Below are 12,541 nucleotides of genomic sequence, written 5' to 3' on the forward strand. Positions count from 1 at the left end.
TTTTTTACTACTTCATAAATTTCTTCACCTTTATCTTTAAATGATCCCATATCTATATTTTTAAATACTGTTTCTTTAGAATATAACTGTGAATCTGAAGGGATATATGATATAAAATCACTTCTTTTATTTTTATCTAAATAATAAGAAAATATCTCTTCCAAGTATCTTTTATACTCCCTGTTTCACTCTCATATAATCCGCCTAAAAGCTTTATTAACGTAGATTTTCCACTTCCGTTTTCACCAATTATAACAACTTTTTTCTCTCTCTATTTATAGTTATATTTATATCTTTAAGAATCTTTTTATCTTTTATTGAAAAACTTACGTTTTTCATCGTAACTGCTATATCATTATTATGAGCGGTTACATTAGAGTTACTATAAGGTTTAGCATCATTAATAAATTCTATCATCCTTTTAATAGGCACAATAACACTGGGTAATTTCATAGACACATTTCCAAAATCTGAACTTTTATTTCGCAAGTATGTAAATATGGATGTAGATGAAGTGATTCCACCTAAAGATACCCTCTCATCCCTTCTTAGGGAAATTAACACGTTACCAAGTAGTATATGGTAAAATATTGATAATACATCCATAATTGCACTAAGCCATGCATTAAGGTGTACCTCTTTATATTCTCTATTAAACTTCTTCTCTCTAGCCTCATTATATAATTTGTATGCAAAATCTTTAGAATCCGTAATATTTAAAAATCTATATTGGTATATAAGTGAATGTAGATTTTCTAATCTCTCTTCTTCCCCTTCCTGAACACTTTTACTTATTTCCCTATTCCTCTTCCATGCATATATTGCTCTAATGATTTCAGATAAAGCCAAAATAAATGCTATTATAAAAAAATATGGTGATATAAAATAAGCCATCATAAGTAAAATAATAATAGAAACTATATTGCTTAAAAAACTCACCAATTGAATCCATAAGGCAATTATGCAGCTACAACCTGACTGTATTCGGTTAAAAACCTCTTCTTTTTTATATTTTAAAATAAGTTCTGACACTGGTAATTTATAGAATTGTGAATACATATCCTTAGTAACATAAAATGATAATCTTGTGGCCCATGCATCTCCATATATATTTATAAAAAAAACAAGAACAAGAAGTACCAAAAATAACCCTGATGATTTTCCCACTGACATAAGTATTGTATTTCCATCTCCAGTTCCCACTGCATCAAATATTTGCTTTAACATAAATGGTATGATAAGTGGTGCTAAAATAGTAATTAAGGAAATAGGAAGTAAAATAAGCATAAACATTTTTCTTTTTCCCTCTAAAATTCTCCAAGTCTCTTTAGAAGCATATATTAAATCTTTAAACATCAAATCACTACCTTTCCCCACAGATCATTTCTTTATATTCACTAGAGTTTTTAATTAACACATCGTGTCTATCCAAAAGTGCTGGTGCATTTTTTTTGTAAAAAAAGAACTCTATCACTACTCTTTATAAAATTGACACTATGGGTGACCGCTATTAAAATTAGTCCTAATTCCCTTGTACGCTTCTTTAATTCCTCTAATATATTATTTTCAGAGTTTGGATCCATAGCGGAAGTGGCCTCATCTAATATCAGTACAGGTTTGTTCTGATAAAATGCCCTTGCCATGCATATCTTTTGCATCTCTCCACTAGATAATTTTTTACTATTTATAATGGTTTCTATGCCAGATGGTAGTTTTTTTTATGTATTCATAACTTCCGGAATCTCTAATTGCTTTTTCAAAACGTTCTTTATCGTATTCTTTATCATTTAAAATAATATTATTTCTTATAGTAGTTGCAAGACAGCAAGGAGTCTGTTGTAAAATATCCATATAACTCCACATACACTTACGATTAATTTTTTTAATGTCTAAATCATCCCAACAAATAGAACCCTCATAGTCATTGATTATTGATGAAAAAATATTAATAAGAGTTGATTTGCCTACCCCTGATTCCCCTACTATACAAAGCATTTCACCTTTTTCTATCTTTAAAGAATCTATATTACATATGTACGGTGTATCTTTTGAATATCTATATTTAACCCCCTTAACTGTTATCCTCTTTAGGTCTTTTATAATAGTTTTAAAATTTTCTTCACCTTTCAAATTTTGTATATTCAATTCATATAATTTGTCAATCACACTACCTTCTCCACAAACTGCCTTAAAATCTATTATGATACTTGGAAACTTCAAAAAGTGAATCTGACAAAATTGGTATTACAACTATAAGAGCTAAGACATTTGAAACTTGCATTTTATAGTTTTATAGCCATAAATCCACCATATAAAGAAACTGCAATAACTATCATGACAGTACCAAATCTTGAAAAGATACGTGCTACATTCTGTGCTCTACTAGCCTGGATTTGAAATTGGCTATTTTTAAAAACAGCTTATCATAATTCGAAAACACCTTAGAACTATTTAAAAAGGGAGTCACCTCCCCATTATATAAATGGTCCCACATAATAGAAAAAAGATTATTAAAAGATTCACCTACTCTTTTAGCTTTTAAGGGAATTTGTTTATTATTATTTATTGAAAAAAATATCATAATACCACAAACACAAAAACAAAAAAGGACTACCTGCCAACTAATACTAACTGCATAAATAACCGCAGTAATAATACAAGCTGTAGTACTAATAAAATTTTCGAAGTATCCACTAATTTATCTGTAACTTTTCCTATGGTATTTTGCATTATTGGCATAACTTCATTTGGTTTAACCTTATCTAAATTTGGGGTGTTATACACATGAAAAAGTCCTTTATCTTCTAAAATAATTTTAATATTCTTCCTAAAAAAGAATGTAAGCTCTGCAATAATTATTTTAAAAATAATTGAAGTGGTCATAAACACCAATAAGCCATATTAATACTTTTTTTAGTTTTGATGAATCAGTATTTATTACCGCACTTACTATTTTTTTGATAATGTCAGCATATACAGCACTAGAAATTACAGAAACCAAGCTAATAGAAATTATAAGTATAAAAACTTTAAAAACATGTTTCTTTGTATAATTTTTTACTGTTTTTCCCCATGTAGATGTAATCATAATTGTTCTCCTTCCTAGCATAATTACATATATAGTATGTATTCAAAAGGAGTTTTTTGGGATTCTTATTTAATACTAACGACTTGGACTAGCATAAGTATCTATATATTGACAAAGATCACTTTTTTCAACTTTCTCTAATCCTTTTAAATTATTTTTAACTGGATATAACACTTCATATTTCTTAACTATTTTTTTCACACCTATCACCTCCTCCTTATTTTTATATTAATTTACTACATTTTTTTTATTTATAATACTCCTTTTGGATACACATACACATATTTAATGTAGAACAAATTAACTATTATAAAACTTTTTTAAAAACATATTATTGTTTGATTGATATAAATCTCCTGCAATCTTATCACCATATACTATATGAATACGATTAACTTCGCATGAAATTTCTGGTACCAAGTGATACCCCCCTGTAATATTTTTATTTTGAATAGGACATTGTAAACACCTTGTATGTAGCACACACTCATCACATTCTGGATCAGATAAATCTAATATATTTCTATAAAATTCACAGGCTTCTTTTTTTACTCCATTATAAACATCCCCCATATTTAAAGGTTTTTTTGTAAAATCTATCCGATGACAAGGATAAAAAGTACCATCCGGCAAAACACTTATACACTGATTTCCAATAGCACACTGATTTATAATATTATTTATATTACTATCAATTACTTTATCTATTGAATCTATATATATAGGTTGTCCATTTTCAAAACATTGCTCATAAAATAATGCAATTTTCCTGTATTCAGACTCATATATATAAATTTTATTCTCATCCCACTTATCTTCATAGGCTATATAAAAGGCTATTGACTTAAAACCCATATTGTATAAATTTATTACATTGCTACTCAATTTCTCTACATTTTTAACAGTTACAGTCATTCTAATAGGTGGAAAAACATCTATATGAAGAGAATTCAAATTTCTTATTATTGTATTCCAAGACCCTTTTCCACTAGTGTATTTACGATAAAAATCATGATTTTCTTCATATCCATCTAAACTCAATAAAATATTTATATTTCTTTTTTTTAATTCATCATATACACCCTCTGATAATAATGTACCATTAGTAGTAACGTGCATTTTTATATCTGGACAATTTTCCATTACATAATCTGCAATTCTAAATAATAATTCTTTTTCAATTAAAGGTTCCCCGCCAAAAAAAGTTATAGTATTATCCTTATAATCTCTATTTTTTTCAAAAAAGTTCACTGCCCCAACTGCAACATTCCACTTCATAGAAGAATTATATTTCTTACCACAAAAACAATATGTACATGTTAGATTACATTGGGTTGTCAAAAACATGGTCATATGCTTTAATTCCATCATTTTATCTCCTTAAATTATAGTTTATTAGTATATACCATACATATTAAGAAAAATTCTCCCTACTATTTATCAATTAAAAAATTATGTTATTTATACATATTTTTTGAATCTCCGTTATATACTTATTACAATTATTTTTTGATATTTTGTCAAAATAAGGTTCTAGAATATATTAAGACAAGCTTAATGTATTCTGTATTAACATTGGAAATAATGATTTTTATTTTAGCCTTAATATCTCATCTGTATTTTAGTATTATACCTTACTATGTTTACCACCAGCTAAAAAGTGCCTATATCAATCAACTATAGTACAAACATAATAAACAATGCTATATATGTTTTCTTTATGTCTCTATTCACTAATAAATAAGTTACTCCTAGGAAAAATCCCATGACAATTCCTTCTAATCCAATCCATATACTACCTTTTGTAAATGCATGCGCCAATCCCCATGTAATTCCACAGATTATTCCCCCATATGGGATGTTTTTTCTTTTATACCATACTTCAAATGCCTTCTGAGTAAAAATTATAATAAGCATAAATAACACTGTTTCAAATACATAATATATATACTGAAAAACAAATAATAATAACCCTTTATGCTGAAACTCTCTGATAACCTTAAATCCTTTCCAATCTATATAGCTTGCCACTAATGCTAGAACAACACAAAATATAATAGCTACCCATTGCCATTTTGTCATCCTATCTGCTGTTTCAAAAAGATTAAACTGATACTTCTTCTTAGATGTAAGGATAAGCAGATAACCTACTATCCCCCAAGAAATGCAGGTTATAATCCAATGAAGGATTGTCTGACTTGTATTCCATTCCTGCATTGCGACTCCATATATCATCGGTTCTAATAAATAAGCATATAATGCTTCTAGCCCTAATCCAGCAAATGCAAGCATTCCTAATGAGAAATAATCCCACCCAGTAATTTTCTTTTCCATATTCAATTTCCTTTCTTCTTTATATTCCTTAATATTTGATTAGCATTTTTTACTTCTCATAACACATTTAAATAATAAATAGCAACACCTATAATATATGAAATTGCAAATGATAAAAATATATTCCTATATGAATTAGGGAGTATCTTTTTCGTCAATTCCTCATTCTTTACTAAAATTATTTCATATAGTTCTAAATAGTTCATGATTTCGTGGTCTTTTTCACTATATAATGTGCCATTTCCTTCTATCATTTTATCTTCATAATAATTAATCTTCAATTTATCCTCCTTTCATATAAATTATATCACGCTTCTTCTTAATTACAACAATCTCCTGTTTATCCTACAACTTGAAATATTTAAGTTGTATAAGCAAAAAACATATCTGAGGTACATTTATCTTGACTAAAAACCCTAATATAATCAATTTAATTCAAACATAGCAAACATAAGTTTCCAGTTTATGTAACGACCCATGGAATGTTGTCAAAAAAGGCATATATAATATCCATAGATATCAAAACAACTATTTCAAAAAGCAATTTGACAAATAATTCTTACAAATATATAATGACACATGTTGTACAACGGTATTATATGCTTTTTAGTCCAGCTAAGAAATGTCAATAAGAATTAAAAAAATAATTAATATTTTTATTATCTTAAAAAAGGGTAACCTTAATAAACTTTTGTTAGACTAACAAAAAACGGAAATTATATTTATGGAATTATACTACGCAGCGAAGCCGCATTTCGCTTTGAGATAATTCTTTTGGTGTTCTTCTGGTGTAATTATTTCAAATTCTTTCCCATCACGAAGAATGGCAAATAATATGTTACAAACTTTATGCATAACTGCCCCAAGAGCAATCATTTTAGGCTTACTTTGGCACTTTAAAAGATAGTATTCTCGAAGTACTTGATTTTTGGCGGAGCCATCTTTGTTTTTGCTTATGCTGATTAATGCCATAGTGTGAATTACTCTTCTGGCAATTCGAGAGCCTCGCTTTGACATACTGATTTTTGTGCCATTAAAGTTGCCAGATTGCTTTACTGCTGGATCTAAACCAAAATAAGCAAAAAGCTGTTTTGGTGAGTTGAACGCAGAGAAATCTCCGATTTCTCCCATGAGGCTTACAGCAGAAAGAAAACCTGCACCTTTAAATGTTTCAATCAAGTGAATTTGCTTTACAAAATCAGTATTTTCATTTTCATCAACAAGCTTATGCATTTCAGAGAGTATAGAAGAAATCTCTTCATCATACTTTCGAATAAAGCTTATGTATAATCTAATACGCTTAAAATTACTACTTACAGAATAACCGAAGGTCTTTGCATCATTGGCAGCCTTTATAATGGCATTATACTTATTATTAGCATATGTAAGCCCAAAACGAGCTGTAGATCTTATAGAATCAATAATCTCTTCTTTGGAAGCATTTAAAAATGCATCTGGAGATGTGTATGTTTCTAATAAGGTTAATGATGTATTAGTAGTTATTTTTGAAAAAATTTTAAGGTATTCTGGAAATACCATCCGAAGTTCACTTTGAAGTTTGTTCACATAAGCAGAACGGTTGTCCATCAAATCATAATACTCTCTTGAAAGATTTCTTAAATCAAGAGCAAGATCTGATGGCATAAGAGATACTTTTAAATCTGGCTTTAAGCCTATTAAGGCAGCTTTTTTTGAATCAAATCTGTCATTATGCACTTTTCTAATGTTAATGTTTGTGCTATTCTTAGTGATGATAGGATTAATTAGGTTAACATTAAATCCAGTATCACGAAGATAGCAGAAGAGTGGGTAATGATAAATTCCCGTGGATTCTAGGAAAATGCGACTTTCCAAAGAATACAACTCTTCTGCTTCTTTTATTTTAGAAACAGCGAGTTCAAGGGAATCAATGTTTGAATGTAGTATTTTAAAAGGCTTTCCAACAAAGGTCTGGTTAGGAAGTGCGATAGACATCCAACTGAAATCTGCACCAACATCAATACCGACCGAGATAAATAAATTTTTAAATAAAATGTTTGACATGAGCAAAAGCTCCTTTCCGATAGGAATCCATTTCCATCTAATGAGTACACAACCTTGCGAGTTATACAGGTATGGCCTGAGGCTCCCAACCAGCCGAATCATAAAACCTCATTGAATGGACTAATTGACTAAATCACGGGTATGAGTCAGCAGATACTGACTTCCCAAGGAGGAAAACATTATTTGTCCTATCCTTGAAGATTATACTTTATGAAAAGTCTGGAGTCTATATAGGAACCGTCAAGCATGATAATTAACTAAGATAACATCTGATGAAGGAAGAAATCCTTCTTCTGTTATCTATTATAGAAACAATTAAATTGAGATGAGTAGTCTTAATGACTACATCATTATTATACAAGGAGGTATACAAATGAACAAAAGAATTAAGAAGTTAATAGCTACAACATTATTAATCAGTTTATTAGGTATTACAGGTTGTGGCAATAGTAATAAAACAGATAATAGCACTAAGGACAAAACTAAAAACAATAGTGCAGTGGCAAAAAAAGCAAACACTGACAATGCTAGTCCAAAGCTTAAGATAACAACTCTTGCTGAAAATAAAAATGAGGAACATCAAACATTACAGAATGAATTCGGTTTTTCTGTTTTAATTGAATATGGTGACAAAAAAGTTATTTTTGACACTGGAAAAGCCGGAGAATTTATAAAAAATGCAGAAAAGATGAATGTGAATATTAGCAAGGTAGATGATATGGTGTTAAGTCATGCTCATTACGACCATTGTGGTGGACTTATGCCTTATCTAAACAAATACGATGCAAAGGACACAAAGTTATATTTAAAGGATTCCTTCTTTGAATTATCAGATAACAAATATTATTATGATAAAATTGGTCAGAAGTTTGACTTTACAGATGGAAAACCAGGTTATTTTCCAGTAGGAATTAATTTTAAGGAAAAGGATGTTACAGACAAAGGTGTGAAAATCAGCTATGTTAATGGTGACAGTCAAGACATGGAAAAAGGCATAACAGTGCATGGGCATTTCACTATTAACAAAGGAGACAAGCTAGCACCAAATATGTTGGTGAAAGATGGAGACAAGTACATAGTAGATGACTTTGACGAAGAAGTAGCAGTTTCTATTGAAACAGATAAGGGACTTGTAATTCTATCAGGTTGTTCTCATACAGGAATACTTAATATTGTAAATACAGTTCAGCAGAGAACTGGCAAAAAGGTTTATGCTGTTATAGGTGGATTCCATCTTCTTGATGCATCAGATGAAAAGATTCAGTCCACTATTGATCGTTTCAAGGAACTTGGAGTTGAAAAAATAGGGCTTTCTCATTGTACAGGTCCTAAGGCTACAAAAATGTTCAAGGAACAGATGCCAAACCAGACATTTGTAAATGAAACTGGAAGTATATATGAAAATTAATGCAGTACATTTTGCATAAGACATAAAAAAGTATGTACCATGCTACACCTTAGAATCACATGAAAATATGTAGTCTTGCAATAACGACTACATATTTTCTGACTTCTAATCCCAGGATATTATTGTCCTTTCCAACACCTGCATTTCGTGGCTAATAGTTTCAGCATTCGCTCCAAATATTCTCCACCATTTAAAAAAGCCACTCCTCCATTCCTCAGAGAACTCAACTTATTTATTTTGGTCACATATTTTTTTTACCATACTATATGATTTATAACCTCTTGGATCATTTTCTTTTATAAAAACTATCTTGTATCCTAATTTATCATAGAATTTTTCTGCTTGAAACTCTACTGTACCTAGATTAATGCTATAGACATTTAACTCCTTTGCTTTTTCCTCAATCTTGTACATAAGGTTTTTACCAATTTTATTGCCTCTATACTCTTCATCAACTACAAGCCTGCTTATATACATTGAATCTTCAGTAATGATCCCCTGAACTCCGCCAACAAATTTATTATCATCTAATGCCACAAACATTATATTTCTTTCTTTAATTGGATGAATATTGTTATCTATATTAAATCTCTCTATTTGATTTAATAAAATAGAGTTATATTTATCAATTTTATCAGTAGCTACAATAACTTCTGTTTGCGCATTGCTTTTTATATTAAAATCAGTATTCTTCAAATAGAAATATTTTGTTGTTCTTGGTGTTTTTTCTGTAATTCCTCCTATATCAAAACCTATAGACTTAAAATCTTCAACTCTAGATTCAACTTCAGTATATAATTTTAATCCTACCGCTTTATTCTTATAATAATCACTGACTTCTGAAATCAACTTTTTTAGAACATCAATATTCTCATAAAACGCACTACCAATACTTACCCAATCCCAAAAATAATTTGTATATACAACTCCAACCAGTTTCTCACCATCAACAGCATAAAAATATTCAGTTGATGATTCTCTTTCACCAGTATATTTTTTGTTGTAATCTCTTAAATATTTTATCAGTATATCCTTATATTGAAATTTTTTGTCCTCTATATACCTCACTTTTATCCCTCTTTTTACATTTATTTATGCCCTTTTAATTCTGTAATGAGCCAGATCCCTTTCAAAAACTGGAAGTTTACTTCTAGTTTTTGTTGCTAAATATTACAACAGTAACAGAGCACATACCACTACCTGTACCTCAAAATCTTCTTATAATCTTTTCTCTGCTTCAAATATCCATTCCTTAATTTCCTTGACAATTCCTTCAATGCTTCCAATCTCAAATGGATTTTTCATATTTCCAGTCTTAATAACTTCATTAAATGTGAAAGCTCCACCTGCTTTACATAAGTTAACATAATCCTTCCAGGCCTTTTCCCTGTCATTCCTTGCCTTACTCCAGAACTCAAAAGCCACAACTTGGGCTTAGCAAACATAAACTTCCAGTTTATGTCACGACCCCTGGGGTCGTTCCAGAAAAAGGCTGAAGTGAAACGAAAGACTTTTTCTGGTTTCTAATTAATTATTCACCCCAATGAGTGAAATTAACCCATTAGCCAATGTTTCTCCCAGTATAAATAATCATGTCCACTTTTAAACTCTTCAAATTCAACAGGATATCCTTTTTTTATTAACACATCTCTTAATTTTATATTTGTATCAATCATATCTTCTTTATCTTCTAGAACACCTACATTTAGGTAGAACTTAAGAGGTAATCTATCTATTGCATCAAATTGAGTACTAAGCCAACAATCACTTTCAGCACCCTCATAGCTTTCTGGTTTATACCAATATGATCCAGATTGAGAAATTACATTTCCAAAAACTTCTGAATACTTTAATCCTAAATATGCTGCTGTCAATCCTCCTAAACTAAGTCCCCCTATTATACCTTCATCAGCTTTATTAGAAATATTATAATTATCTCTAACCCATGGAATTAATTCTTTAACTATGATATCTGCAAATGTATCATTACACATTAATTCTTCTTCTCTTGTTTCAGTAGAATCAATAAATATTACAACTACATATGGTATTTTTTTATCAGATATTAAGTTGTCCAACACTTTGGTAGCTGAAAGCATATTAATGTATTCATCTCCATCAGTTAAAACCAAAAATCTATATGGTTTATTACTTTCATCATAATTATAAGGTGTATAAATTCTAATTCTGCGATCTTTTCTAATTTTTCACTATGAAATTTATGTTCATGTATACTACCTTTTGGAACATCAGTTCTCTCTTTAACAAAGAAATGTTCTTTTTCATTGGGCATTAGCGCATAAGATTTTATTAACTCATCTTCCCCGTCATCATCTGTAAAAACTATTAGATTTTTATTAAATATATCATGTGTTGAATTTTTATATCTTTTTTCCCAATCATCATCAAAAAAATCATTTGGAGAGAAAAAATAACTAAAGCGTACATCATTTCTTATTTTATAATTTATATGCCATATATCTGTGTCTAAAAGTCTTTCCATTTTATTCTCACTAAAATTCCCTGCTCCTATTGGTGGTATTAATACTACATTTTCAATTTGTTTATCAGCTTTATAAATAAAAGAAACTAATACATTTTCATGATCTCCATCAATTTTCTCTATTAAAGGGGTACCATTCTCCTCTATCTCACACCAAAATTTTTCCACAGCTTGATTATTTCCTTGTTGAATCTTTTCTTCTAATTCTATAATTTTTTTACTCTTAATAATGATTTTTCCATAATTTCACTCCTTAAATTTATTGTCATTTTCAATTTTATTGCCTATTTAATAAATGTTATGCAAAGTGAATATAAAAATTTGTAGTAACTTTAATCTTTTTCAACACCCCCTTCCAAAAACTTTTTAACCTTAGGCACTGTAGATAATCACTCCTACTCCAGTTCTTTTTATAAATTTCGTTTTATTATTTATACCTTCTATTGAATCATTGATTAATCTATTCTCAAAATCATTTAAAATTTCTCCAAACCAATTTTAAATGATTTTTATAACCTTATAATATTCTTTAATCCCATATTCTTTTACTTTTACACACCATTTTTTAAGCATCTATTAGCCAATTTCTAAGGTAAACTATTAACTCTTCTTTTTCCTATTATCAAGAATATAAATTATTTTATTGCTTTTTGAATATGAATTTATAATTGCTATCACATATTTATGTCCTTTCTTTACAGCAAATTCATCAATTTCAAAATACTCTACACTTTTTTTGTATAAAGTTTCTTTAAATTTTTAATTAACTCATCTATATAATTGTGAAATATATTCTTTACTTTGTGATATCAATTTTCTAATTCTTCTGCAACTTCATTAACACTTGTTTTCAAAGCAACTTTAATAATTTACTCCTTAAACCTATCAATTTTTCTTTGATGTTTTTGTAAAAATGATATTTTAATTGGAATTTCTCTATGATGACAATGGATACATCTTAAGCTTATTTTTTAACGATTAAAGATACTTTCTTTCACAAAATATCTACATCTATAACAATATATTCATGGGTTTGTTTGCGATGTTACCCCATTTAGGCTATTTAAGGCACAATAAAAAAATAACAGATTACTTTAAAACAATTGTTGATTTATACTTAATTTTAGCATAATATACTTAATCTAACAAAATAATTTTTGCTTTT

Annotated in this window: 16 protein-coding genes and 1 pseudogene; 1 reads left to right on the top strand and 16 read right to left on the bottom strand. The window is 29.0% G+C overall.

The window, feature by feature from the left end; genetic code table 11:
• Positions 1–136: 136 nt before the first annotated feature.
• The 11 genes from CC89_RS21380 to CC89_RS02320 form a co-directional block, all read right to left on the bottom strand.
• Positions 137–253 (bottom strand): ATP-binding cassette domain-containing protein, encoded by a 117-nt coding sequence (locus tag CC89_RS21380; RefSeq protein ID WP_081896939.1) that lies wholly within the window; start codon positions 251–253, stop codon positions 137–139.
• Entirely contained in the window at positions 250–1,356 is a 1,107-nt protein-coding gene (locus CC89_RS02275) for an ABC transporter transmembrane domain-containing protein (RefSeq protein ID WP_035288635.1), read from the bottom strand. Before CC89_RS02275 ends, CC89_RS21380 begins: the two co-directional genes overlap by 4 nt.
• Positions 1,357–1,424: 68 nt before the next feature.
• Positions 1,425–1,643 (bottom strand): P-loop NTPase family protein, encoded by a 219-nt coding sequence (locus CC89_RS02280; protein WP_286161286.1) that lies wholly within the window; start codon positions 1,641–1,643, stop codon positions 1,425–1,427.
• A gap of 37 nt (positions 1,644–1,680) precedes the next feature.
• Positions 1,681–2,166, bottom strand: coding sequence for an ATP-binding cassette domain-containing protein (locus tag CC89_RS02285; RefSeq protein ID WP_035288641.1), 486 nt, complete (start codon positions 2,164–2,166; stop codon positions 1,681–1,683).
• Positions 2,167–2,610: 444 nt separating this feature from the next.
• Entirely contained in the window at positions 2,611–2,883 is a 273-nt protein-coding gene (locus tag CC89_RS02295) for a hypothetical protein (RefSeq protein WP_035288644.1), read from the bottom strand.
• Positions 2,861–3,088 (bottom strand): hypothetical protein, encoded by a 228-nt coding sequence (locus CC89_RS02300; RefSeq protein ID WP_035288647.1) that lies wholly within the window; start codon positions 3,086–3,088, stop codon positions 2,861–2,863. Before CC89_RS02300 ends, CC89_RS02295 begins: the two co-directional genes overlap by 23 nt.
• Positions 3,089–3,163: 75 nt before the next feature.
• Positions 3,164–3,289 (bottom strand): hypothetical protein, encoded by a 126-nt coding sequence (locus tag CC89_RS20955; RefSeq protein ID WP_286161264.1) that lies wholly within the window; start codon positions 3,287–3,289, stop codon positions 3,164–3,166.
• Between the two features lie 99 nt (positions 3,290–3,388).
• Positions 3,389–4,456: a radical SAM protein gene (locus CC89_RS02305; RefSeq protein ID WP_035287886.1), complete on the bottom strand. Its 1,068-nt coding sequence runs from the start codon at positions 4,454–4,456 to the stop codon at positions 3,389–3,391.
• Positions 4,457–4,765: 309 nt separating this feature from the next.
• The gene (locus CC89_RS02310) at positions 4,766–5,422 is read right to left on the bottom strand and encodes a hypothetical protein (RefSeq protein ID WP_035287889.1); all 657 of its coding nucleotides are present in this window, start codon (positions 5,420–5,422) and stop codon (positions 4,766–4,768) included.
• Positions 5,423–5,478: 56 nt separating this feature from the next.
• Positions 5,479–5,703, bottom strand: a complete 225-nt coding sequence (locus CC89_RS02315; protein ID WP_035287892.1) for a DUF6608 family protein — start codon at positions 5,701–5,703, stop codon at positions 5,479–5,481.
• A gap of 454 nt (positions 5,704–6,157) precedes the next feature.
• Positions 6,158–7,465 (bottom strand): IS110 family RNA-guided transposase, encoded by a 1,308-nt coding sequence (locus tag CC89_RS02320; RefSeq protein WP_035287686.1) that lies wholly within the window; start codon positions 7,463–7,465, stop codon positions 6,158–6,160.
• Between the two features lie 373 nt (positions 7,466–7,838).
• Between CC89_RS02320 and CC89_RS02325 the strand changes: the two genes are divergently transcribed.
• Positions 7,839–8,873, top strand: a complete 1,035-nt coding sequence (locus tag CC89_RS02325) for an MBL fold metallo-hydrolase (protein WP_051931345.1) — start codon at positions 7,839–7,841, stop codon at positions 8,871–8,873.
• A 228-nt stretch (positions 8,874–9,101) separates the two neighbouring features.
• On the opposite strand, the gene CC89_RS19375 is transcribed toward CC89_RS02325, so the two are convergent.
• The 5 genes and pseudogenes from CC89_RS19375 to CC89_RS21385 all read right to left on the bottom strand — a co-directional run.
• A complete protein-coding gene (locus CC89_RS19375) occupies positions 9,102–9,941 on the bottom strand; it encodes a GNAT family N-acetyltransferase (RefSeq protein WP_051931346.1) in 840 nt (279 codons plus the stop codon).
• Between the two features lie 150 nt (positions 9,942–10,091).
• A complete protein-coding gene (locus CC89_RS02335; protein WP_035287895.1) occupies positions 10,092–10,298 on the bottom strand; it encodes a hypothetical protein in 207 nt (68 codons plus the stop codon).
• Between the two features lie 128 nt (positions 10,299–10,426).
• The gene (locus CC89_RS20960; RefSeq protein WP_353600899.1) at positions 10,427–11,077 is read right to left on the bottom strand and encodes an alpha/beta hydrolase; all 651 of its coding nucleotides are present in this window, start codon (positions 11,075–11,077) and stop codon (positions 10,427–10,429) included.
• A complete protein-coding gene (locus CC89_RS20965; protein ID WP_035288653.1) occupies positions 10,996–11,544 on the bottom strand; it encodes an enterochelin esterase domain-containing protein in 549 nt (182 codons plus the stop codon). The genes CC89_RS20960 and CC89_RS20965 overlap by 82 nt, the downstream gene beginning before the upstream one ends.
• A 204-nt stretch (positions 11,545–11,748) precedes the next feature.
• Positions 11,749–11,862 (bottom strand): annotated as a pseudogene (locus CC89_RS21385) (transposase); the annotation flags it as partial.
• Between the last annotated feature and the right edge of the window lie 679 nt (positions 11,863–12,541).

Source organism: Clostridium sp. KNHs214 (assembly GCF_000744935.1).
Taxonomy (GTDB): Bacteria; Bacillota; Clostridia; order Clostridiales; family Clostridiaceae; genus Haloimpatiens.